This is a genomic window from Paenibacillus sp. 01T442, from assembly GCF_056398345.1.
The window spans coordinates 46,298-70,280 of record NZ_JBFTPF010000018.1 but is presented as its reverse complement, the minus strand read 5'-3'; the positions used below and the strand labels follow the sequence as shown (position 1 = coordinate 70,280).

The following is a 23,983-nucleotide window of genomic DNA, read 5'->3' as shown; positions in this document are numbered from 1 at the left end:
GTTGCAACCGCTTTCTTACAGCTGGAACTTGAGGCCCAGCCACTGCTGGCCGGGCCTATTTCATAAACGAATGACAGCTTGGAGTGGCTATCCTTTAATCGATCCCGCGAGCAATCCGCGTATGAAGAATTTTCCCAAGAAAATATATACGGCGAGGGTGGGCGTTGCCGCCAACAGCGCTCCCGCCATCTGCACGTTCCATTGCACGATCTGGCTTCCGGACAGGTTCTGCAGCGCGACCATAATCGGCTGCTGTTTCTGCGAAGTGAGCGATACGGCGAACAAGAATTCGTTCCATACGCTCGTAAACTGCCAGATGCCGACGACGACGAATCCGGTGATCGACAGCGGGAAAATTACCCTTCTGTAAATCCCCATGAAGCCGTTGCCGTCGATTTGCGCCGCTTCCAGCAATTCGTTCGGTATGCCGGCGTAGAAATTGCGGAACATTAGGGTGCATATAGGCAGACCATATATGACGTGAATCAGGATGAGGCCGGGGATCGAGTTATAGAGCTGCACTTGCTGCAAAAATTGAATCAGCGGAATGAGAATGCTCTGGTACGGGATGAACATCCCGAACAGCATCAACGCAAACAACGTATCAGAGCCCCGGAATTTCCATTTGGACAGCACATAACCGTTCATAGAACCCAGCAGCGAAGACAGCAGCGTCGCCGGGACGGCCAGATAGAAGCTGTTGGCCAGGTTCGGAATCAGCTTGTCGTAAGCTTCGTTATAGGCTGAGAAATTCAGACGGGAGGGAAGCTTCCACATCTGGTCCAGCGTAATTTCATCCACGCTCTTGACGCTCGTGACGAGCATGACATAGATCGGGACGAGGAAGACGGCTGCAAGCACAGCGAGTGTGAAGTACAGAACAAGCCGTTTCGAGCGCGGAATCGCCATTCTACGACTTCTCCTTTCGGAACGCGGAAATCAAATAGGGCACGATGACGAGAGATATGAGCAGCAGCATGACCATCGCGATACCCGCGCCTTGGGCGTAATGATTCCCGCGGAAAGTCGTCTCGAACATATACATGCCGGGAACGTCCGTCACGAACATGGCGCCGGGACCCGTCATCGCGTAGATTAAATCGAATATTTTCAACGAGACATGCGCCAGAATGATGATCAGGCTCATAGAGATCGGTTTCAGCTGCGGAAGGATGACTTTGCGGAAGATTTGACGTTCGGCTGCACCGTCAACGCGTGCGGCTTCACGCAGATCTTCGGGAATGGCCCGTAATCCGGCCAAATACATCGCCATGGCGAAACCCGCCATTTGCCATACGGCGGCCAACACGACGGCGATAATCGCCATCGGAATGCCGAAATCGATCTGCCCGGTATGAACTTTCGGTATGATCTGGGTGCTGACGAACCAATCGGGCACATGCGTAAAACCGATATCCTTCAGAATCAGATTCACTCCGGTTTTGGGCGATAGGATCCATTGCCAAACGACCCCGGTAACGATGAAGGACAATGCCATCGGAAAGATGAATACGTTGCGGAAGAAAATCTCCCCGCGGACTTTCGTATCGACAATCCGGGCCAGGAACAGGCCGACCATCATGGACAAGCCGATGAACAACACGGTAAAGAAGAGCGTATTGCGCAAATCGGACTGAAACCGAAAATCCTGAAAAAGGAAGCGGTAATTGTCAAAGCCGATCCAATTGGACGATTTCACGAGCGTATTCCAATCCGTAAAGGATACATAACCTGTCCAAGCGATGAATCCGTAAACGAATATCCCGATGACCACAAAAGACGGCAGGATCATCAGAATCGGCGCCATCCGGGCGAATGTCCGGCTGCGGCGTCTTGGAGCTGTTACGGAACCAGTGTCTGTCATAAGCGATCACTCCCAATAAGGAGGGCCAGCCGCGCGATTCACGCGTCTGGCCCTTAATGCTATTCTCTACTTGATGCTAGAGCTTTGCGCTTGCTTCAGCGCTTTCAACGCTTGATTCACATCGCCGTTGGTGACGAAAATGTTGACGGCCTGGTTCGCTTGCGTCGTGAAGCCTTCGGGAGCGGCGGAGCCGTGAGCCATGCTCGGCGCCAGCTTGCTTGCCTTGAAATCTTCAATCGTCGATTGCCCGTACACGTCATACTTGGATTTGTCCGCATCGATGCGAGCCGGAATGGAGCCCTTCAGCGGGTTGAACACATCCTGTCCTTCTACCGAGCCGAGCACTTTCAGCCATTCTTTGGCTGCCTCTTTGTGCTTGGTGCCCTTCGGAATCGCGAACGTGTCGGTGACGACCATGAACATGCCGGACGAGTTCGGCGTCGCCACCCAGCCGAAGTCTTTGTTCGCGGTTAATTTCAGATCCGTCGTGAAGTAGCCCTTCGCCCAATCGCCCATCACGTTCATCGCTGCTTCGCCTTTCGCCACCAGCTGCGCGGCGTCCTGCCAGTTGCGGGCGGCATGGTCGGAGTTGATATAAGATAGCATCTTCTTGAACGTTTCCAGCGAAGTCTTCACCTTCGCGTCGTCGAAAGACAGCTTGCCCGTCCACAGTTTCTTGTAATCCTCCGTGCCGAGCTGACCGAGCAGCACGTTCTCGAACAGCATCGTGGCCGTCCACGGCTCCTTGTCGCCCAATGCCAGCGGAACGATGCCCTTGGCTTTCAAAGCGTCAGCCACCGCGAAGAACTCGTCAAACGTCGTCGGGGCTTTCAGGCCGTTGCTGTCGAAAATTTTCTTGTTGTAGAACACCACGTTGCCGCGATGGATGTTAACCGGTACCGAGTAGATGTTGCCGTCTTTGCTAACCAGGTCGATCAGATCTTGCGGAAATTTGGTTTTCCAACCTTCCGCCTCGTACAGATCGTTCAGCGGGATGACCTTGTCAGCCGCCACCCAGCCGGTATTCAGTTCAGCGCCGCCGTGCACCTGAAACGCATCTGGCGGATCTCCGCCCTGCATCCGGCTTGCCAGCACCGCCTTGGCGTTTGTGCCGGCGCCGCCGGAGACGGCAGAATTGATGACTTTGATGTTGGCATGCTTGCCTTCAAATTCCTTGATGAGTCCTTTCAGACCCGCTTCCTCGCCCGCGCCGGTCCACCAGCTGAAGATTTCGACTTGTTGATTGCCGCCGGGCGTGGCGGATGCGCTTGCGCTCGGCGGTGTGCTTGGAGAAGCCGCGGAAGGCGAAGCGCCGTTGTTCGATTTGCTGTTGCACCCCGTCAGCAGCATGCCGAGGGCGGCCGCCGCCGTAAAAACCAGGCCCGCTTTTTGTTTCATGTCATTACCCCTTTCGATCCGATGAATGATGTAATCGCTTAACATCCTTTATCCTAATCGATCGGGACAATCGATATAATGAGGCGAATCTATCTTTTCGTCCGTTTTTTCGCCCAATTTTGAACCGCTTTCATATTTGCCTTTTCCGGAAATCCCCCGGCGACATGCCCATATTTTTCTGGAACCACTCGCTGAAATAACGCGGATTCGGATAGCCGACCGCTTCTCCCACTTGATAGATTTTCAGCTTGCCCTCCGTCAGCAGGCTGCAGGCTTTATCGAGGCGTATCCGGGACAAGTATTCGATAAACGATCGTCCGGTCTCCTGGCGAAACAATCGACTCAAATAGTTCGGCGTCACGAACAACTCGCCCGCGATCTCCGCCAAATGAACCTCTTCGGTAAAGTGCGCTTGAATGTAGTTTAGTGCCTTCTTGATCAAATAAGAGCTTGGTTCCTCCAATGGCTCGATGGCACCCGGCATTCTGGACGGAGAAACTCTGTCCGAAGCGCAAAGCGCCTTGGCCTTCAGCAGGGCGTTTTCGATCTCCTCCACCTCTGTCGGCTTGAGCAAATAATCGACTGCTCCCAGCCGCAGCGCTTCCTGCGCGTATTGGAAATCACCATAACCGCTCAAGAAGATCACCTTGATGCCGGACAAGTCTTTGACCGTGACCGCGTCGGCTTCCCCGTCTACGCGGCCGCTGACGCGAAGCCGGGCCACCAGTTCGAGCCCGGTCATATTGGGCATGCGTATATCGGACAAGACGATGTCAACCGGGTCTTTCTCCAAATAAGCAAGCGCTTCGGCGCCGTCCTCGAAAACGTTAACGAGCTCAATGCCGAGCTTCTTCCACTCGATATGTTCGCATAGTCCTTCCCGAATCCAGGCCTCATCGTCGATAATCATCGCGCGGTATTCTGCGTTAGCCAACCTGATCCCCTTCCTTTCACGGAGCCGCCCGCACCGCCAGACGGCGCAGAACGGTGGACGCCTCCCGGAATGCGTCCTGCGGTTCTTCGTACAGCGTCACGACTTTGGCGAGAGCCCGTTCCACCGCATCCACCATCGCCGGATAGTAAGTAACTGACGGCTCGTTCTCAGCCATCTTCATCGATTCCAGAATGAGCGAAAAATCTGGGCGCTTCTCCCGGAACGCCGGGTCGCCGAGCAGCGAACGTCTCGCCGGCACGCCGTCGGCATCGGCGTAGATCATTCCCCCGCGTTTACCGGTGGCATATGCGAGAAACTTCCACGCTGCTTCCTTGTTGTCCGAGTTCGCGTTGATCGCCAGCGTCCAGCCGTGCTGGAAAGGAACGCGTTGAACCGCTCCGTCGCTGTCTTTCCTCCCCGGAAGCAACGCGATCCGAATGAAGCCCGCGTAAGGGCCGTCGCTTAGCTTGATCATCGGATATGCCGAGTTCCAATACGGTGCTGCCATGGCGGCTTCCCCGGACAAGAGAGCGTCCCTCGTCCGCACGAAATCCCAGGACAGAAGATTGTCCGGTACAATCTTATCCCGAACAAGCCGCTGCAAATAGTCTCCAGCACGGACCGATGCTTCCGAATCCAGCAGCACCTTGCCACTGTCTTCCTCCAGGAAGTTCCCGCCAAAAGACCACAGCAAGGAGGCGAATATTTTGGTCCGCTCTTCCGGAACGACGCCCGGCATCGCCAGCCCCCATCTCGTAGGGGACTTCGGGTTCCCGAATTGCGAGAATCTCTTTGCGGTCTCGTACACTTCCTCCCAGGTATCGGGCGGACTCGGAATCAAATCGCTGCGGTAGTACAGAAAATGCGTACTGATGTCCGTGGGCAAAGCATAGATCGAACCTTTGTAGCGATACACCGTCAGAAAATCGTCGAGATCGAACCCTTCGGGATCGGATGATTGCGCACTGCTTATGTAACCGTCCAAAGGCGCGATCGCTTTCGCCGAAGCAAACTGGGCGATAGACGTGTTCGGGACGAAGACGATATCGAACGTGTTCGAACCGGCGAGCAGTTGCGTACCTACAGCTGTAAAGTAACCGTCGCGACCGATCTCAATGAATTCGACCTTGATCCCCGTATCGTTTTCAAATGGTGCCAGCAGCTGTCGCAACGCTGCAGACTCGGTTCCCGTCCGGATCAGTACCTTGATTTTGCGAACCGGCTCCGAAGCAGCCGGCGAATCCGCAGTCTCGAGATTCAGCAGCATGGTTCCGCTCATTGCCCAGACGAGCAGCAAGACGAAAGAAACGATGATCAACCCGTTGTATTTCCTGCGATTCAAGCCGTCCCCTCCTCAGCGCCGTTATCTAATTCAATTCGTTGTGGGGAATGCAAACCGTTACCGCCGTCCCTTCCGCTTCGCCCGCTTCCAGACGGATGCCGTAATCTTGGCCGAATGCCAGGGAAATGCGCTGCTGGACGTTGCGAAGCCCCAGATGCTCATTGGACGATTCCTGCAAAAGAAGGCTGACCCGCTCCATATCGACTTTCCGCCCGGTATTGTGGATGACGATGTTTACGCATTCGCCCTTCTTGAAGGCGCGGATCGTGACTTTGCCGCCCCCGCCAACCTTGGATATACCGTGTTCGAGTGCGTTCTCGACAATCGGCTGCAGGAGAAGAGGCATAATTCTCGTATCCTTTGTATCCGGATCGGCGACGATTTCATATTGAAGCCGATCCCGGTAGCGGAATGATTGAATTTGCAAATAGTTTTCGATATGCTCGAGCTCCATCTGCAAAGTGGTCCATTCCTGCTCCGCGTTCAAGGTGAACCGGAAAAACTTGCCCAGCGCGGTCACGAGCTTGCTGATCGGTTCCGCCTTGTGCTTCTTCGACATCCAGTAGATCGTGTCGAGCGTATTGTACAGAAAATGCGGCTTGATTTGCATTTGGAGCGCTTGAAGAAGCGCCTTCCGCTTCTCCTTCTCCTGCTGCTCGTTCTCTTGGATCAGCTGTTGAATCCGCTGCATCAATCGGTTGAAATTGCGCTGCAGGACGCCAATTTCCTGAACGGAACCCTGAATTTCACGCACCTGCAGCTGGTCGATTGAAGGTGACGACATCAGCTTGGCCAAATTGATGACCGGCTTGGATATCGCGGTTGCCATGAGAACGGACACAATGGTGAAGATGACCGCGCCCAAACCCGCCATGACGAGCAAGTATTTCAAAATTTTCTGATTCGGGCTCATGAGCTCGTTTAACGGAACAACCGCTGTCATTCTCCAGCCGCTTACTGCAGACGTTTCGTGGGCCGTCAACCATCTTCCTGCGAATTTACCGACTGCCTCTGCGGGATGCGACAGCGATTTCACCAAACCCTCAATGCCCGGCTCATCGAACAAGGCCGACTGCTGCCGATAAATGTCGTCCCCCGCCGCGTCGGACAACATGAGAGCCCCGGTCGAGCCGATTCGGACTGGGGCTAGACTATCGTCGATAAAGCGATCGTTCAATTGGATGAACAGATACCCTCTCAGTTCGGACGTATTGCTGTCGATGAGTTGCCTCGCCGCCGTCACGGAATCGCGCACCGGGGTCTTAAAGCCGTCCTTGGCCCGATAAATCGCCCACTTGTCGCTGAACCAACTCATTTTAAGCGGCTTCATCTGAATCTGTTCGACAATATAGTTGAAATTTCCGACATCCAACTGTTCGTAAGATTGAAAGGCGTTGTCCGTGGACAGCACCGTTCGGTTCGGGGTGATCAAATAAACGGCGCGGATATGATCCAGCCGGCCCCGCAGCAGGTCCGAATACATCAACTCTTTGAACTTCTGATTCGCTTCCTGCAGCAAGTACGGGGTATTGATGGGCTTGTCCAGAAAATCGAGCGGGCGCTGATACAGCAAGGGCCACGTAAGCCGGTCGATCTCCGTAAGATCCGCTTCCAACGCTCGCTGGGTCTGACTGACGGTCTGCAGCAAATATTGGCTGACMTGCTTTTGAAAAATCCCGTTTTGTTTCTCGTACGTGATATAGGTGATGACGACCAAAGGAAACAGCATAAGAAGCAAAAAAACGGTTAGCAGCATCGCTCGTATGGAAATCGGCCTGTTCAACGCAAAGATTGTTTTTCCTCCTTCCCGCTCCCGGTAGTTTCCCTTTATCGCTCGGTATTGCGAATAGGGAATGCCCCCATCGTAAATTGGCTAACTCCTTGAGCGTCGTTTAGCGCCCTTCGGTGCAAATAAAGCGCTCTCAAAATGAAAGCCTCAACGATCGATCCGCAAATTGACATCGGATAAGAAGATCATACAGAACCTTAGCCGAAAATTTAATGAGGCAAAACTTACTTTTATTCTGTTTTTATACACCCCCTCAACAAGTATAACATTACCCACCCTCCCCAGGAACGGCGGATGGAACAGAGCCCGAGCCCCGGATTTCCGGTGGATGATACGGCTCTCCGTATCGTCTAAAGAGCGTAAGCCCCGAAGTAATAGTCAAGCGCTTCTTCGGAGTATCATCCCCCTGCCACTTCGAAACGGAGTTAAAATCATGACCTGCACCTCTATGTTTATGGGGCGTATCACACCGCGTCAGCAATCCGGCATATCCCCATACTTCCATCACCACATCCCGTTCTTGTTTGCTACAAACCATCGCATTCTTCCAACGCTTCTCCAACATCCGGGCGCTCTCATTGTCCGCACAGCTCCGAATCGCTTCGAGCATGTTGTAAAGGATGGCCACATCCTCGTCCGTACATTCCATTGTTTCCTCTCTACTGAGTAGTTCGAGGTCCAGCCAACAATACAGAAGATCGTTCAAACGGACGCCCCCCCATTTGACCCGCTCGAAATTCAGCACATTTAAATCCTCCTCCACATATTCCCGATCCGCCATGAGTTGATGATAATTACAATCCCCGCAGCTGCTGGTATTTGTCCCCACCGAGCTCCGCTATTCATAGGTATGCAAAGGCAATCCGGAAGTCAGAGCCCAGCTTGAAAGGGAGCTCCTCAGATAGACTTTTCTCGTAGACAGACTGTGCAGGAACGCAGCGGCTACCCGTTCCTTAGTAATCTCCTGATGCAATTCGTGCAATCGCTTAATGAGATCATCATGATGGATCGTTATAGGATCGAACATAAGCCCTTTGCTCTTGGCATAGTTGAAGTCCTCGCCAGCAAAGGCATACGGTCCGTCTTTCCACCCCCTTGAAGACCAGAAGGTATTCAGCAATATCTTTTGGGCTTTTTTATCCATTCGGCCTCCTCCTTTTCCGGCGGTTTAGCGACCGTACTGTGATATCCGACCACATTGTTCTCATATAAATCAGTATTTGCGCGCTAAATCGAACCAGCGTAGAGCCATATCTTCCGTTATAGGCTGGCTAATCAGGTGATCAGCCTGGCTGAGCTGCCAAACGGCTTCACCAAGGTCCTCTCGTTCGGTGGTTTCGATGCCTTTGAGCGTGTTGAAACGCATGGTGAACGCAGTAATTGCCGCCTCGGCTTCGGCAAAGCTGCCGGCCTGTGCTAGGTTTGCCAGGGCAACGATGTAAGCTTCGTTAGCCAGCTTGGCCAGATGTTTAGGCCAGGACKAGAACGGGCGTCCGAACTCGGCAGCCCACCATTCAGGCTTCCGCAATTGAAATGTAGTGAGTTTAGGTTTGGGAAGCGGCTCAGAAATGCTAGCGAGATGGGCTGCCCCAGCGGTGCATTATGTAAGGCAAGGCTCGTCACTTGGTGCAGCTCACCCAGGTCGGGCATCAAGAATGGGGTGTCATTCTTGCGTCTACCGGTACGCGGCGCCAGTGTCAGAGAAGATGGCATATCGCCTGTGCCCGAGAAACGTGATAAATTGCCGGACACGCCCAGAAGGAAACATCGCTTCGGAAGCTTCAGGGTTAATCGCCCGCCTGCGTCACTTCCCGTATAATGCAGATATCGTGGCCAGAGTGAACCCGCCGGCGTAGAAAAGGCATCGAATACGGTCCAATCGATTTTCGCATCAGGCGCAACATGAAGGTCAGCCTTCTTCCCCAGCTGCGACGGCCCAACCGATAGACTGCCCGGACTGTCAGGTCGATGGGATAACAACCATCTTCTCTGATCGAGCCAACGGGAGGACGAGCTTGGTTATCTTTTGACATTTTACTCTTTCTTGACCGTGCCAAAGATATGAAACGGCGTTATCCCATTTGCGAATAGGCTATCTATCAGCTTGACCAATTCTTCCGACGATAAATCTTTGCCGTTGCGTATCCAAAGGCGAAACAAAGATAGCAATGTTGATATATAAAACTCAATCAGGTATGGCGCTAAGATATCATTTGTTGGAAGATTCACAATCAATCTCTCAAAGGGAATTTCTCTTTTCAGGCGTTCAACGAAATGAACAGAACCATAGTCACCCAGGAGGGCTTTTAGGACAGAAATATCTTCTGTACTTTCCAAGCATTGAAGCGCATCTTGGAAAGTATGCGTTGAAAGCTCCCTGTTTGCCATTTCCTCGTTAATGGATTTCAAAACCTTCTCTTCAACATAGTCCAACAACTCATAAATATCTGTAAAGTATTGATAAAATGTACTGCGGTTATATCCTGACTTGTTGGCAATCTCTTGAATAGATATTTTTTCAATTGGCTTTTGGCTATATAAATCACAGAACACATTTATAAAGGTCTGCCTGGTTTTGTCCGTAATTTCAGGTTGCTTGTTCATGCTTTGTCTCCATTTCCGGTTCAATAGATGATCCGACAGATATTGAAAATCTGATGGTTGATGTCCGTATAGTGAATCCATACAATATTATTATACAACACGTTGTTTGATCATCAATAAGGAATATCAACTCTTTGGGGGAGTCTAACATGAAAATTTTATTCTTCGGTAGAGGTGTAATATCGACCCAATATGCGTGGGCTTTCGAACAGGCAGGTCATACAGTTGAGTTTTACGTTAGAAAGGGGAGGAAAGAAACCTTCGGAAGCAGTATCGAGCTTGAAATGTGGGACGCACGAAAAGGGAAAAAGCTAATAAAAGAAAGCTGGAACGTCAAACTACATGAGGAGATCCTTCGAAATAATGATCTCATTATTGTGAGCGTCAACACGGAACAACTCCCAGAAGTAGCACAATTCCTATCAACTGCCGCAGGAAATACCCCTATCCTCATATTCAATAACATTTGGCAAGACCTAAAGTCATCGATCGCACCATTGTCTATGAACAATGTTGTCTTTGGCTTCCMCGGAGCAGGAGGCGGCATAGCGGACAATAAGCTTAGAGGCGGCTTTTTGAAAATGGTATTTCTAGAAAAACCACGGACAGGCACTGAACCTATTAACCAATTGGTCAAGGAATGTTTTGAAAGTGCCCATTTTAAAATTAGCTGGGTAAAGGATATGCAAAACTGGCTATGGAATCACTTTGCCATGAATGCAGCGATGGAAGCCGAGGTGTTAAAACGGGGAAGTTTTCCAGCGCTCATGAACCATAGTGACTCATTTTCCAATCTTGGGTTGAATATGAGGGAAATGATTCCTGTACTTAAAGCAAGAGGTGCAAAGCTTGATACCATTTCTCTCCTGCTGACTAAAATTCCACCGGGACTTCTCGGCACACTTTTTAACAAGATTATTTTTGCAAAAGGCAGCTTACCGCGACTTTTTGTGGAATACAACAATAGTAAAGCAGGTTTTGCGGTACTTGAAGTTGTGAGAGAAGCAAAAAAGGTAAGCATACCTTTGCCGCGTCTTACGATGGCATTTGAAAATACTGAATATGCAAAAGAAATTTAAAGAAGCCTTCGATATAACCGCTATGAGAACTGGAGCAACAAGCGCAGACGAGGCAAGAGTGATGAGCCGATTATATCCGATGGAGAACATGAAGCCATTATCCACGATACATACATTATGGGAGAGAGTCCAGTTCCTTCTCCAGAAGAAGTCGTTCACGCCATCTCGCTTCTTTGACGGTGAGTTCCTGCTGTCCGGGCTGATCCGCTGTCCGAAGTGTGTCGCAGCGATGGTTGCTTGCCGTACCCGGAGCAAGGGACTCACCACCGCTTCATACGAACAGCGAAAAACGTTGCTGCACATGTATATCAAGCGGATTACGATGAACACAAGCAAGACAAGCTAATGGAAAATGTGTGTCTAGCTGCGTCTATTCAGTTCCTCAGCTATCTGAACAAATATGCTTGAAAGGGTAATTTCCGATCCGCCCTTAGTTTGATTCATATGAACGCCAGAATTACTAAAGAAGCGTTTCATTAAAGCTTTATCTGTCAGTATTTCATTTACATCATCAATTCGGTCTAAGAGTTCAAAACTCCTCAGCTCTCTCAATATATCTTCTTGAATCAGTGTTGTGTAATCTTGTCTTTCAACCCAATTTAAAAATGCCTCACGAGATTTTGTTTTTGGAGCCCGATCATGACAGCTTTTACACATCAGAAATAGATTTTCCGGGATGTCCTCTCCGCCAAATTGACGTGCAATAATATGGCAACGTTGGAGAGGTGCCTTTTCCCAGTTTTTTATAATTTCTACACGGTTAGCACTAGCCTTTTTCAAATCATGTTTAGTATCGAAATGGCGCTTACAGGCCCAGCAACATGGCTCGCCCCAGTCGAATCCACTTCTATCTAACCAGTCCATCCAATGTTCGAAAATCTGAGCTTTTGTGGGCATAGTCATAGTTAAGCTCCCTCTCCCTCAATTTCTTAATTAGCTTATAAATTTATAACAGGATACCGGATATCCATGCTAAATTCGAACATTAAATGTATAGTTATGGGGAGAATGTCGATAAGGAGCGATAATATGGATACCAGTGAAGCAACTGCCCTACGTATAAAATGGGGCAACAAACCTTGCAGTCATCCTCATGTAGTCAGTGAAACCACACCTGTCCATTAATTCAATAGCTTCTAGCCGCTCGCCTAAAGGCTTATTTTCGCCGTCACTTATGGTAAGGTTCCCCCCGATTTATCCGCATCGCGCGATAAATCTGCTCCACCAGCACCAGCCGCATCAGCTGGTGAGGCAGCGTCATGCGGCCAAAACTCAGCCGCATATCCGCACGGCGCAGCAGCTCGCTGGACAGTCCCAGCGAGCCGCCTATAACGAAGGCCACCTGGCTCCGCCCATAGGTGGCCAACTTATCGAGCGAGCTCGCCAGCTGCTCGCTCGACCACATCTCGCCGTCGATGGCCAGCGCCACGACGTACACATCCGGGCGCAGCGCAGCCAGCAGCCGTGCGCCCTCACGATCCCGCACCTGCTGCTCCTCAGCAGGGCTCATGTTCTCAGGTGCCTTCTCATCCGGCACCTCAATCATCTGCATCTTGGCATACGGGCCAAGACGCTTCACATACTCCGCGATCCCATCCACGAGATAGCGCTCTTTTAATTTTCCAACGGTCAGTATCTGTATATGCATAACGTACCCCTTCACTTATCTCAATCATTTTTGTCCCATTCAATCAAATATTCATTCTTTTCTCTCATGTAACCATTCATTCCTCCCATCATACCATTCGATGCATATACGTACCAATAGCTCTCATTCATACCAAAAAGCCCAGAGTTATACCAACTCTAGGCCTTCTTTACTCACTATTTAAATTAAACTTGCGCCAAAAACTGATTAAAGTCCGCTATGCTCGGATTCTGTTAAGGTACTATACTGTGTAACCGTAAAATCGACCGCATGTTTGATCGAGTCCTCATTAGAGGCATCCAAGAATATGCCGACGGCTTCTCCACCCTCGTTAATGATCTTCTCTTGCTGCTTCTTTCGCAGCATCGACATTGAAATCGGTAATAACGAATTTGGCACCTTCTCTGGCCATTAAAGTGGCTGATGATAAGCCAATACCGGAGGCTCCTCCCGTTATTAACGCTACTTTGCCTTCCAGGCGTCTCATATCGAATCCCCCTTCGTTGATCGCATACGAATCTTTATTTAGCTGTAACGCCGCCATCGACAGGCAGTTCAACACCTGTAATATAGGCTGACTCATCAGAAGCCAGGAATAATACAGCTTCGGCTACCTCAGATGCGCGCCCGACTCTTGGCAATGCAGTCTGAGACAAGAACCATTGCAGCATCTGCTTATTATTTACAAATTCAGAGCTCATCGGCGTTTCGATAAAGCCAGGATGAACTGAATTGACACGAATGTGATCCTTGCCAAAATCCACAGCAGCCGCTTTGCTTAGCATGCGGACGCCACCTTTGGAAGCCGTGTACGCACCCGCTCCACTGCTGCCAGTTAGTCCTGCGATAGAGGAAATATTGACGATGGACCCACCCTTATTCACTTGCATATGTGGAATAACGTGCTTCATGCCCAAGAACGTACTCGTCAGGTTAATATTCATGACTTTATTCCATTGTTCAATGGTCGTATCCAGCAATCCAACTGCAAGGGAAATACCCGCATTATTGACCAAGACGTCCACTTTGCCGTAAGTCGCAACAGCTCCCTCGACTACTTTGATCCATTCTTCTTCAGAAACAACATTGTGTGCATAAGCTATGGCTTGACCTCCGGCAGCTTCAATCTCCTTCACAACAGCTTGTACAGCAGCTTCGTTAATGTCTGTTGCTACCACCATAGCCCCTTCTTTGGCAAATAATAGTGCTTCTTCACGGCCCATACCACTGCCTGCTCCGGTAATGATGGCAACTTTATTAGTAAGACGAGTCATTGCGATCTCTCCTTTTATGAAATGAAATTTTTAAATTATTACATAAATGATAGTATTACTATCACTACAATATTTATTATATCACCACGGTATTATGAACTCAACTTCCACTTGCTGAAAGAATACCCAGTCGATATAATACTTGTATTGAAATACCTCAGTTGAAAGGTTAATAACCCTCATGGATCCGAAAGCAAGATACGAGAAAGAACGATTTGACGGCAAGCAGCAACGACTATATCTGATTCTCGACGCAGCTGAGCGTGTATTTACGCTGAAGGGAATCGAAAAAACCACCATGCAGGATATCGCCAGTGACGCGAATATCGGCATCGCAACCTTATTTCGGTATTTTCCCAAAAAAGAAAAACTGATCGTTGCCGTAGCTACCAAATTGCTTGAACCGATGCTTCATCGTTTTCAATATGTCGCTGACCAGCCCCTGTCTTGTCTTGAAAAGCTTGAACGTTTATTCGATTCCTTTATCGAAGATCAGAACGATTCGAGCATCAAATTCATGGTGGATTTTGAAAGCTACGCATCGCACTCACTGGAGCCGTTGGAGGGTATTCTCGACTTCAATGCCTTGAACCGTAAGATCTCACGCGAGTATGGCAGGATTATTCAAAATGGCATCGAAGACGGCTCAATTCGTTCCGACCTTCCGGTTAAGGAGACCTTGACTACGATCATTAACACGTTCGGTCTCTTTTCCAAAAAACTGTCACTGCAGAAAAACATTCTCCTACTGGAGTCTGATCTGGACAACGAGCAGCAGTTGACTATTCTCAAGAGCATTCTGATTGATTACCTGAAAGCTCGATAAACAGAACAAAGAGCCAGTTTCCTCCGTAGAGGAACTTGGCTCTTTCTTTTAGTTCGAAACGATTAATTTCGGGTCCGTCTGCCAGAACCGCTCAAGGGCCATGACCACTACAGTGGCAACTAACAGCCCGTTACCAAACGCATACTGCATGACTACAGGAAGCTCAGGCATTGGTGAAGCCGCGATGAGGGTGAATCCGGCACCGACAAGAATTCCGATTCCCAGAATCGTCAACTGGCGCTGTGTTTGAACGACGCGCGATAAGGAAGAGAATGAGTTACTGGTCATTTGCACGAAAGTCGCTAACGAGACCGCACTAGCTACGGACGTAGGCAGCTGAGCAAGGAAATGAACGATCGAAGGGACAAGAGCAATTGCCGAGAGCGCCAAGCAAGCGATGATGAACGGCATTCTTCTCGTTTGCCCCGTCATTCTGATAAAACTCGCCGTAACCGGAAGCGAAACGACACCGACAGCGGAAAATAAAGCCGAAAGTCCGTGAGATACGCCTGCAATTAGGCTAGCCCGGTTGTAGACATTCTTGCTAGGGAGTTCCTTCCTCGGGACAGCCTGCTGAGCCGCTGTAATAGCGGCAACAAGATTTGAAACAAGGATCAGCGTAAATAGCGCGGCTGTTAAAGCCATGCCTGGATTCAACTGGGGGAATCCCCATGCCCATATATCGGGAAGTTTGATCCATGCACCGGAGGCCGAGCCAGCACTAGAGACCCCTCCGACAGCCAATGCTTGAAGCACCCAACCGCCGGTAATCCCTAGCAGTACGGCATAGTTACGCGTCCATCCTTTCCCTTTCACATTCAGGAACACCACGCCACCGAATACCGCTAACGAGATCAGAACCGTTCCATAATCTACGACCCCTTGCCCTGCTTTCAAGCCGAACATGCCTTTCAGAAACACACCACTCAGCTGCAAAGACAAGATGAACAAGAATAAATTCGTCACGAGTGGTGTAAATAGATTAAGGAGTTTATAAAAGAGGCCTGTTATGCCCAGTAAAAACAACAGCACACCGGCCATTAGCAGCCCGCCTTCTAGAACCTGCAGCGCTTCTTTGGCCGTGTGACCTTGGTTCGCGGAGATACCGGCCATCATGACAAACACGCTTACCCATGATCCCGCTGGACCATCCACGATCGGAAATCGATGCCCGAGTACTGCTTGCAGCATTGAACTGAGCCCGACTACGAAAAATGTACGCTGCATCAACGAGGCAATTTCGTCCTGAGACAAATGAAAAAGACCACCAATTACGATAGGAAGTGCCACGGAACTAGCGGTCATAAAAATAAACCATTGTAGAACATGTAAATATGGATTGGAATGATACTTCCGAAGCATAAAGGCTCCCCCTTTTCTGTCCGGTTCTATGGTATCATATTGATAAGCATACGAAAAATATCTATATCCTTTGGTTTTCATACTTTTATCGTTTGGAAAGGAATCGTCACTACGATGGATATTCGCCAACTTCGCTATTTCATCGCAATCGCTGAAGAGAAGCAAATTACGGCTGCCGCCCAAAGATTGCACATGACGCAGCCCCCGCTAGGACAACAGTTGAAGCTCATGGAGCAAGAGCTCGGCGTCGAGCTTATTCTACGAACAGGTAAAGTCATCGAGCTGACCGAAGCCGGACAGGCCTTATATAAGCACGCCCTACATTTAACGAAGCTTATAGAGGAAGCGGAGAATGATGTAAAAGAGATCGGCAAGGGTACGCGCGGCAAGTTACGAATAGGCGTTAACACGTTGTCCTCGGCCCAACTGCCGCAATTGCTGCGTATTTTTAAAACCCGCTACCCAGAGGTTACGTATAAAATACAACAGAATGAATCCGCGCAGCTGCTTCGGCTTATTCGAGAACACACCATCGAGCTTGCTATCATCCGGCTCCCGATGGAATTAAGTGATTTTGAAGTCATCCAGCTGCAATCTGAACCTTTTTATTTCGTTACAGCTAAATCCTTCGCGTCGGAATCACAGGCATTCACTTACGCTGATATTCAACGTTATCCGCTCATTTTGCCTAGTACAGAGGGTCTTGGGTTGTATCATAGTATCATCGATCAATTCAACGAACGCGGTTTGCAGCCTAACGTAATCGGGGAATGTTCCGATATGGTCACGCTATTGGACTGGGTATCCTCTGGGGATGCAACAACGATTGTACCCGAGTCCATTGTTAAATTGCATCGCGAATATGCGTTCCAAGCTTATGAAATCGCAGACAGTCAGCTCAAATTAGCAACCGGATTAATATGGCTGAAGGATCGCCATGTATCCAAAGCAGCCCAGCATTTTATCGAGCTTATGCAAGAAAACCAATAACATTAGTGTGTTTATTTGGGGCGGTTCCGACTTCCCCTCCCTCAATGGTCTGCTTTTCCATAAGGTAATCTGCACTTACCCCAAAACTTATAAATTCTGCACAGAAAAAAGAGGCCCTTAGGCCTCCCTCATACGATAAGAAAACGTGATAATGACTGGCAATGCTCGCAGTGCTCAGGCGGTGCCCAGTGGGCGAAGTGGGTTTTCTGCAAATCCACCACGTCTGGCGCTTCCTCATACTCATCAACAAATTCATCTATGGCTATTTCCACATGATCTTTACAAACGACATGCATGTTTAGTACCTCTCATCCGCTGGCGGCTCTGTAGATTTCTATTCTATCACTAGTTCTTGCACTAGTTCTTGCACTAGTTCTTGCACTTACACTTCCACTACTTATCCGTCGCCTCAACCAGCGTCAGCACCGTCGTCAGCTTCTTCCCGCCGCGATAGTACACCACGTTGATCTTATCGCCGATTTTCTTTTCATTGTAAAGGTACTTCCTCAGCCCAATCGTGCTCTCAATCTTGCGATCGTCCAGCTGCACGATAACATCCTGAGCCTTCAGTCCCGCTTCTTTCGCAGGGCCAGAGACGTCGAAGACAATAACTCCAGTTTTGACATCCGCAGGCAGCTTTAATACATCCGTCCCCTTAAAAGCTTGCAGCTCCTGCGTCGACACCCCAATCAACGGTCGTTTCACCTTGTGGTCCTTGATGAGACTATCAATAATCGGTGTCACACTATTAATGGGAATCGCAAAGCCTAAACCTTCAACGCCTGTGTCCGAAATCTTCATCGAATTGATGCCGATCACTTTGCCTTCGATATTGACCAGCGGTCCTCCGCTGTTGCCTTGATTAATCGCGGCATCCGTTTGGATGACGTCCATTTCCCAGTCATAGTCGGTACCTTCGCGTGAAAGTGAGACAGGTATCGTCCGCTTCGGTGAAGAAACGATGCCTTGCGTCACGGTTGGTGAGAAGCCAAGGCCTAGCGGATTACCCACGGCTATCGCCATCTCGCCCGCTCTTAGCTTATCGGAATCGCCAAACTCAGCAAGTATTTTCACATCTTTGCCATCTGCCTCTAGTACAGCCAAATCGGTAATCCGATCGCGGCCAACCAACGTAGCTTTGCGATGCTCGCCTTCGAAGTTCACGATTTCGAACTGGTTTCCATTCTCCACAACATGGCTATTCGTCACAATGCGAACTTTATCACCGCTGCGTGCGAACATGACACCTGACCCGATACCAATGCCTGTTTCCTGCCCCGCATCGTCCTTCTTCGAAGAGATGACACTGACTACGGCTGGTTTTATTCTCTCCGTCGCTGCAACAACCGAGTCATTGCTATTCATCGGATGCACATCCGCTTTGGCTACCACAGGAATCGCAAGTGCGTTTCCTGATGAGTTACTTCCTCCAATAGCGTGGACAATTCCTACCATGATGAGCATGCCTAGTGCCCCAATGAGTCCTGCGATGAGGGCTACATACCGTCTTCGACCAGCGAAGCTTGTGAAACTCGTGAAATTCCCTGTCCCTTTGGGACGCCAGACCGGCTCGCGCCTTCTGGACCTTTTGGTCGAATAAAAATCATCATCAAACAAACTCATTTCAGGTCCCTCCTCGCTGACGGGGTTTGAAGCTCACTCGCCTTGCTTTATTTCAATCCATGGATGGGGTCACGAAGACATCACCCTGCGATTGTTTTTTCACAAAATATAGGAATGTTTCGCTCGCTTCTTGCCTACAATAATAGTAAACCAAATCTCTCACCGAATTACTAGAGTGTTACGAAATTTTTCCACATAGGCTTCGATAGAAATTTTTCTCACTAGACCTTATTTAAAGGAGAATGCCACTATGAACCGTATTCCATCCCATTTTGAAGAAATTAATATGATCGGCAAGCTTGCTGACCTTAAGGAAAGCCACTATCACCAATCGCTCGTTCTCTCATCTCTTATTCAGGTCTTGATTGATAAAGGTCTTATTACCGCGCAAGAAATCCAGCTCAAGTCCCAGGAACTCGACGCTGCACTTACTCCGAATCCAATACATCCCATTTCGTAGAACGGTCAAAATATGTATCCATCAGCCGCAGCTGTTTCGCCTCAGGCGCTCGCTCCTGTACTATGTTATTCACGGTTAGCCTGGCCAAATCCATTAAGTTATGATCACGGCTAAGGTGCGCCATATAGACAGATTTCGTCTTATTCGTCATGATATCACAGAGCGCTTCCCCTGCGGCTTCGTTGGATAAATGTCCCTTGTCTCCGAGAATACGTCGCTTAATGCTCCATGGATAATGCCCCACGCGCAGCATGTCCACATCATGATTGGTTTCGAGAACCAAGGCATCCGAATCCGAGATCTTTTCTTTCACTTTTTCGCTCATATACCCGAGATCCGTTACGACACTTAATTTCTGTTCGCCTTCATAAAAGACGTAACCCACCGGCTCCGCCGCATCATGAGATATCCCGAAGGATTCCACCTTCAATGAGCCGAACTCCTCTACGCCGCCTGTATCCATCACACGCTTGTTGCCTTCGGCGATCACGCCAATTTGGCGATCTAACTCAACCCACGTCTTTTCATTGGCGTATATCGGCACATCATATTTCCGAGCGAACGCACCGAGTCCCTTAATATGATCAGAATGCTCGTGCGTGACGAGAATACCGTCAATACTACTCGCGGCGAGCTCCCGCTCCTTCATGAGCAGCTCCATCTTCTTCGCACTGAAGCCTACGTCAATCAGCAGCTTAACTTCACCGTTATCGACAACTGTTGCATTCCCCGTTGAACCACTTGATAACACCGTAAATCGAATTCCCATCTTCCCTACTCCTCTATGCCTACCTGTGTGCCAGTTGGTTATTCCTTGCTAGTGTTACTTCTTCGGTGTGTTCTTTGCACCTGGAGCTGGAGAACCAGTGGATGTCTCTCCATCAACCTTCAAGCCAAATGGGGTAAGTGCTGCCCCCTTCTCCACCGCGCCATTGAAAGCTTGTAAATAATAAATATCTCCGTTATCAATCGTTATGCGCCAGTGCGGATACATCGGCTGTGTTTGCGAGTTATAAGGTTGTCCGTGATACCCCAACCGAACCTCGGTAATAATAGAGCCATCGCTTAAATAATTGTCCACTAAGCTGCGGACCGCTAATTGGGCCGAAATCATCTTCTGCTCCGTCTGTTCTACCTCTGATTCTACTTCAACGAAAGCTTGACGGTAACTGGTAATTTCTCCATTTTTCTCATTCAGCTCGACCATCACATCAAATAGTGGAATCTTGCTATACAATTGGGAAAATACATAGATTCCGTCTCGACTAATCGCTGAGTCTAGCTGATACATCGTAAAGTTTGGAATCTCCGACAGCGACTGAACCTCTTTGCTTGCGCCTTTACCTAGCAGTGCACTCATGTAAAGTGGCGTTTTGAGCGTTCTCTCCTCGCCTGGCTTAATACTATCATCATATTTCACCGTGATGACTTTCAACTTAGGCGGATCCGTTGGAAGCTCGTCCGCAAGCCGAATATTTTTGTTGCGGAGCGCACGGTTCAAATCCTCCACAGTACTAGATGGATCCAAGGATACGCCAGTCTGATTGGAACGATTGGTGGACCACAGCTGGAAGCCGAGAATCATATTCAACAGTAAAAATGAAGCGATCAAAATCGACTTGGCCCTACTCCAATTCATAATCTCACCAACCCTTCCTTGTCATCCTGTCTATTCAATAAAATCATAGGTTCCGTCACGCAGCTCGATTGCCCACGTACTCGTTAATGTTAATGTCTTCTCCATAATAACCGGACGATACGCTGGGAATATAGAAACGATGCTGGATCGACGTTGATAATACTGTAATCGTTGCTCTATGGCTTCGCCCGACATCAACTCATTCTCCTTGCGTTGCCCCGACTTCAGATCGGGAATCACCATCGATCGTTCGAATCCTGAAATAACACCTTTCTGTACTTGCATATTCATCGTTCCAAAGCCTTCTGGCTGTGCGGTCACAATCGGAAGTGATTCATAGTACTGGCGGAATATGAAGGTCTGGTTGTCCAACTGCTTTTCTGGCGTGCGGGCTACCATATATTTCCCATCCCAACCAATATGTTGATTGATAAATTTAATGCCAGCCATCAAATCTTCCAACACCTCGGTTTTACTAGCCGCTGGTGCTACCGGATCGAAATACGTCACCCACCGCTGGTCTCGATTCAGTTGGAAACCGCGCTTGCTATCCGTGTAGATCTCCGAGCCATCCCGTTCTTTCAGATAGCGTGTAATGCCGGGGTCTACGAACAAGCTTTGCTTCAATTGATCCGCCGTAAGCTGCGTATAAGTAAATGTATAGCTAGGTAGATGCAGCGTCTTCAACGGTAGATAATAATCTCCGCTATTCGTGGTCTTATATAAATTGCTTGGTTCCCCGTAGGCCACGAAATTCTCAACGTCCTTGCTCGTGAAATCCGCTCCAATGACTTCATAACCAACACCTGGCGAATCCGTGAAGAAGAACGCACGAACCTCATCATTTGTCCCCTTGGAGTAGATCCAAATCTTCGTAATTTTATCATTCTCAACGGGAATTTCACCTTCAATTCGGAACAGCTGCTGAAGAATGGTGAAGGGAATTCCTTCCCTGAATCGAATCTCCACGCCCAGCTGCTTGGTCCGAACTTCTTCCCAATTCACATTGACGAGATACATGGACGTCTTACGGAAGCCTCTGAAGCTACGTTGCTTAATATTATCCAGCAATCTGGTGTAGTAGTAATTGCTTGGGTACAACACGGAATGCTGTTGATTTCCTAGGTGAATGATGAGTTGATCAGGAAATAGCATATCAGCTAGCTCCGCTTGCTTACCGAGCGTTTCTGTCTGCACATAGTTGCTTTGCTTAATGGGCTCAATCTTCGGAGGACTATATGAAGCTAGGATAAAGCTCTGATACAAGCTTGTTCCAATCAATAGAACGAGCAAGACCGATTTCAGACTCTCTATCATACTTCCCCCTCCTCTTCCTGCCTAATTGGCAATGTAAATAGGACGCGTGTTCCTTGACCCAACTCTGACTCTAATGCAATTGTTCCACCATGTGCTTTCACTATTTCCCGGGCAATGGACAGACCTAATCCTGTGCCTCCCATGTTGCGAGAGCGTGCTTTATCTACGCGATAGAAACGATCGAAAATCCGCGAAAGGTCTTTCTTCGGAATCCCCATTCCGTTATCTTGTACGGATATTTCCAGTATCTCTTTATCAATCTTGCGAGCTTCCAAGCGAATCGTACCTTCGTCGCCGGTATATTTAATCGCATTGGATACCAAATTATCGAGCACCTGATCAATTTTATCACGATCAAGCAAGAGACTCGTTACGCCATATTCCACGTGTAACATAATTTGAATTTTCCGTTGCTGCAGCTGAAAAGAAAACCGGTCCGCGACCTCCTCCAGCATCTCGCTGACGAGCGTCGAGGACTTGCTCATCATCGACTGTTTCGAATCTAGTCGCGAGAGATGCAAGAGATCCGTCACCAAGCGGATCATCCGCTCGGTTTCGCTGCGCGTCACGCTGATGAAGCGTGACGCCAGCTGCGGCTCTTCAATCGCTCCGTCATCGAGCGCCTCGAGGTAGCTCTTGATCGTCGTCAGCGGCGTGCGCAGCTCATGAGAGACGTTAGCCACGAACTCTCGTCTGGCTTGCTCCAGCTTCTCCTGATCCGTTACGTCCTGCAGCACCGCAATGATCCCGTGCTGGCCCTCACCACGCTTATGAATCGGCGTAAACGTAATACGAACCGACAGCTTTTCATCCTCGTCATCTGGCAGCTGAATATCCAGCAGCGTCGTATTGACTTGCCCCGTCACTAAGCCGCGGATCGTATCTATCGGAATCCCGATGACTTCGGATATATCCAATCCCAGCGTTGTTTCCTCTTCCACTTGCAAGATCTGCTTCGCCCGGCGATTCAATACGATTACTTGTCCTCTATCATCCGTAGCAATAACGCCGTCATTCATATTCGTTAGAATGGACGCTAGCTTCTCCTTCTCTTCTTCATTGAGCGAGAGCGCCTCTTTCAGTCGATTCATCATGAAATTAAAGGTCTGCCCCAGCTGACCGATCTCGTCGGTCCCTTGAATGATGACCTGTTGATCAAAATTCCCCTCAGCTACAGCTGTTGCCTGCTTCGTAATCTCTTTAATAGGGTTCGTAATCGTGCTCGTTAAGAGAACACCTAATAAAGCAGTTAACCCCAGCGCAATCAACGTCGCCGAAATGAGAATTCGGTTAATCGAACGAATCGTCTTGTACACATCTTCCATGGAGGCGATGATGTACACCGCCCCTAAGACACGGGCCCCGCTGCCGACTGGCTTTGCGATAATAACCTTCCGATACCCATCCTCGTCCGTGAAGATCCGTTGATTATCCTTAATCCCTTGCAAGGCACGAATGACTTCTGGCTGTGTATTTTTTTGCTTCAAATGACTCGCGACCGACGTGCTAATCACGTTACCATTCGCATCAATGATTTGAATTTCCGCATTATTAATGGAAAAAAGATTGCTCACGAATTCATTCAAATCCGCGTAGGTTTTCTTACCCTCTGTCGCATTCTTGCTCTCCTGATCCCCCGTCAAATACGATTCAACGAAGCCAGCAAGCAGCGTGACCTGACTATTGCGGGATGCTAGGAAATCATTCTTAAAATATGTTTCTACCGTCTTATAGAAATACACCCCAATGAGCTGCATCGCGATCAGAATCAGCAGAACATAAATAATAATTAGCTTCGCTTGAATCGATTGAAAGAAGCGGATGCCCTTCATGT

22 protein-coding genes and 3 pseudogenes are annotated in these 23,983 nt (G+C 49.1%); 5 read left to right on the top strand and 20 right to left on the bottom strand.

The window, feature by feature from the left end:
- Positions 1-87: 87 nt before the first annotated feature.
- The 9 genes and pseudogenes from AC1DLM_RS16690 to AC1DLM_RS16650 all read right to left on the bottom strand — a co-directional run bounded on the left by AC1DLM_RS16690 (position 88) and on the right by AC1DLM_RS16650 (position 9,931).
- A complete protein-coding gene (locus tag AC1DLM_RS16690; protein WP_477570602.1) occupies positions 88-909 on the bottom strand; it encodes a carbohydrate ABC transporter permease in 822 nt (273 codons plus the stop codon).
- 1 nt (position 910) lies between these two features.
- The gene (locus AC1DLM_RS16685) at positions 911-1,864 is read right to left on the bottom strand and encodes a carbohydrate ABC transporter permease (protein WP_477570601.1); all 954 of its coding nucleotides are present in this window, start codon (positions 1,862-1,864) and stop codon (positions 911-913) included.
- 66 nt (positions 1,865-1,930) lie between these two features.
- Positions 1,931-3,262 (bottom strand): ABC transporter substrate-binding protein, encoded by a 1,332-nt coding sequence (locus tag AC1DLM_RS16680; protein ID WP_441990068.1) that lies wholly within the window; start codon positions 3,260-3,262, stop codon positions 1,931-1,933.
- A 130-nt stretch (positions 3,263-3,392) separates the two neighbouring features.
- Positions 3,393-4,196 (bottom strand): response regulator transcription factor, encoded by an 804-nt coding sequence (locus AC1DLM_RS16675; protein WP_441990067.1) that lies wholly within the window; start codon positions 4,194-4,196, stop codon positions 3,393-3,395.
- Positions 4,197-4,212: 16 nt separating this feature from the next.
- Entirely contained in the window at positions 4,213-5,538 is a 1,326-nt protein-coding gene (locus tag AC1DLM_RS16670) for an ABC transporter substrate-binding protein (protein ID WP_477570600.1), read from the bottom strand.
- Positions 5,539-5,563: 25 nt separating this feature from the next.
- Positions 5,564-7,321, bottom strand: a complete 1,758-nt coding sequence (locus AC1DLM_RS16665; protein WP_477570599.1) for a sensor histidine kinase — start codon at positions 7,319-7,321, stop codon at positions 5,564-5,566.
- A 356-nt stretch (positions 7,322-7,677) separates the two neighbouring features.
- Positions 7,678-8,471 (bottom strand): annotated as a pseudogene (locus tag AC1DLM_RS16660) (hypothetical protein).
- Between the two features lie 69 nt (positions 8,472-8,540).
- Positions 8,541-9,360, bottom strand: a pseudogene (locus AC1DLM_RS16655) (hypothetical protein).
- A 1-nt stretch (position 9,361) separates the two neighbouring features.
- Positions 9,362-9,931 (bottom strand): TetR/AcrR family transcriptional regulator, encoded by a 570-nt coding sequence (locus AC1DLM_RS16650; protein ID WP_441990064.1) that lies wholly within the window; start codon positions 9,929-9,931, stop codon positions 9,362-9,364.
- Positions 9,932-10,080: 149 nt separating this feature from the next.
- Between AC1DLM_RS16650 and AC1DLM_RS16645 the strand changes: the two genes are divergently transcribed.
- Positions 10,081-11,010, top strand: coding sequence for a ketopantoate reductase family protein (locus tag AC1DLM_RS16645; protein ID WP_477570598.1), 930 nt, complete (start codon positions 10,081-10,083; stop codon positions 11,008-11,010).
- Positions 10,994-11,356 carry a hypothetical protein gene (locus AC1DLM_RS16640; RefSeq protein WP_441990062.1) on the top strand — a complete coding sequence of 121 codons (363 nt, stop codon included), beginning with the start codon at positions 10,994-10,996 and terminating at the stop codon, positions 11,354-11,356. The genes AC1DLM_RS16645 and AC1DLM_RS16640 overlap by 17 nt, the downstream gene beginning before the upstream one ends.
- Positions 11,357-11,370: 14 nt before the next feature.
- Here the strand turns inward: AC1DLM_RS16640 and AC1DLM_RS16635 are convergent, their stop codons facing one another.
- From AC1DLM_RS16635 to AC1DLM_RS16620, 4 genes and pseudogenes are all read right to left on the bottom strand, one after another.
- Positions 11,371-11,913, bottom strand: coding sequence for an HNH endonuclease (locus tag AC1DLM_RS16635; protein ID WP_477570597.1), 543 nt, complete (start codon positions 11,911-11,913; stop codon positions 11,371-11,373).
- Between the two features lie 265 nt (positions 11,914-12,178).
- Positions 12,179-12,658, bottom strand: coding sequence for a 23S rRNA (pseudouridine(1915)-N(3))-methyltransferase RlmH (gene rlmH, locus AC1DLM_RS16630; protein ID WP_056622595.1), 480 nt, complete (start codon positions 12,656-12,658; stop codon positions 12,179-12,181).
- 231 nt (positions 12,659-12,889) lie between these two features.
- Positions 12,890-13,145 (bottom strand): annotated as a pseudogene (locus AC1DLM_RS16625) (SDR family NAD(P)-dependent oxidoreductase); the annotation flags it as partial.
- Positions 13,146-13,179: 34 nt separating this feature from the next.
- Positions 13,180-13,932: an SDR family NAD(P)-dependent oxidoreductase gene (locus AC1DLM_RS16620; RefSeq protein WP_441990060.1), complete on the bottom strand. Its 753-nt coding sequence runs from the start codon at positions 13,930-13,932 to the stop codon at positions 13,180-13,182.
- Positions 13,933-14,113: 181 nt separating this feature from the next.
- Here AC1DLM_RS16620 and AC1DLM_RS16615 point away from each other — a divergent pair, with 181 nt between their 5' ends.
- Complete coding sequence (locus tag AC1DLM_RS16615; RefSeq protein WP_477570596.1) at positions 14,114-14,758, top strand: TetR/AcrR family transcriptional regulator; 645 nt, start codon at positions 14,114-14,116, stop codon at positions 14,756-14,758.
- 48 nt (positions 14,759-14,806) lie between these two features.
- On the opposite strand, the gene AC1DLM_RS16610 is transcribed toward AC1DLM_RS16615, so the two are convergent.
- On the bottom strand, positions 14,807-16,120 hold the full coding sequence (locus AC1DLM_RS16610; protein ID WP_477570595.1) for a purine/pyrimidine permease: 1,314 nt from the start codon (positions 16,118-16,120) through the stop codon (positions 14,807-14,809).
- A 114-nt stretch (positions 16,121-16,234) separates the two neighbouring features.
- On the opposite strand from AC1DLM_RS16610, the gene AC1DLM_RS16605 reads away from it, so the two are divergent.
- Positions 16,235-17,110, top strand: a complete 876-nt coding sequence (locus tag AC1DLM_RS16605; RefSeq protein ID WP_477570594.1) for a LysR family transcriptional regulator — start codon at positions 16,235-16,237, stop codon at positions 17,108-17,110.
- Between the two features lie 128 nt (positions 17,111-17,238).
- On the opposite strand, the gene AC1DLM_RS16600 is transcribed toward AC1DLM_RS16605, so the two are convergent.
- Both AC1DLM_RS16600 and AC1DLM_RS16595 read right to left on the bottom strand, forming a co-directional pair.
- Positions 17,239-17,406 carry a CxxH/CxxC protein gene (locus AC1DLM_RS16600; protein WP_063795715.1) on the bottom strand — a complete coding sequence of 56 codons (168 nt, stop codon included), beginning with the start codon at positions 17,404-17,406 and terminating at the stop codon, positions 17,239-17,241.
- Positions 17,407-17,503: 97 nt separating this feature from the next.
- A complete protein-coding gene (locus AC1DLM_RS16595) occupies positions 17,504-18,733 on the bottom strand; it encodes a S1C family serine protease (protein ID WP_441990056.1) in 1,230 nt (409 codons plus the stop codon).
- A gap of 250 nt (positions 18,734-18,983) precedes the next feature.
- On the opposite strand from AC1DLM_RS16595, the gene AC1DLM_RS16590 reads away from it, so the two are divergent.
- Positions 18,984-19,193 (top strand): hypothetical protein, encoded by a 210-nt coding sequence (locus AC1DLM_RS16590; RefSeq protein WP_056622608.1) that lies wholly within the window; start codon positions 18,984-18,986, stop codon positions 19,191-19,193.
- Here AC1DLM_RS16590 and AC1DLM_RS16585 read toward each other — a convergent pair.
- Genes AC1DLM_RS16585 through walK form a run of 4 tightly spaced genes read right to left on the bottom strand, consistent with a single transcriptional unit; the run spans position 19,162 to position 23,981 of the window.
- Positions 19,162-19,962 carry an MBL fold metallo-hydrolase gene (locus AC1DLM_RS16585; protein ID WP_171636271.1) on the bottom strand — a complete coding sequence of 267 codons (801 nt, stop codon included), beginning with the start codon at positions 19,960-19,962 and terminating at the stop codon, positions 19,162-19,164. The genes AC1DLM_RS16590 and AC1DLM_RS16585 overlap by 32 nt on opposite strands.
- Before the next feature lie 54 nt (positions 19,963-20,016).
- On the bottom strand, positions 20,017-20,832 hold the full coding sequence (gene yycI / locus AC1DLM_RS16580) for a two-component system regulatory protein YycI (protein WP_441990055.1): 816 nt from the start codon (positions 20,830-20,832) through the stop codon (positions 20,017-20,019).
- A 30-nt stretch (positions 20,833-20,862) separates the two neighbouring features.
- Positions 20,863-22,149, bottom strand: a complete 1,287-nt coding sequence (locus tag AC1DLM_RS16575; protein ID WP_441990054.1) for a YycH family regulatory protein — start codon at positions 22,147-22,149, stop codon at positions 20,863-20,865.
- A complete protein-coding gene (walK, locus tag AC1DLM_RS16570) occupies positions 22,146-23,981 on the bottom strand; it encodes a cell wall metabolism sensor histidine kinase WalK (RefSeq protein ID WP_477570593.1) in 1,836 nt (611 codons plus the stop codon). Before walK ends, AC1DLM_RS16575 begins: the two co-directional genes overlap by 4 nt.
- Between the last annotated feature and the right edge of the window lie 2 nt (positions 23,982-23,983).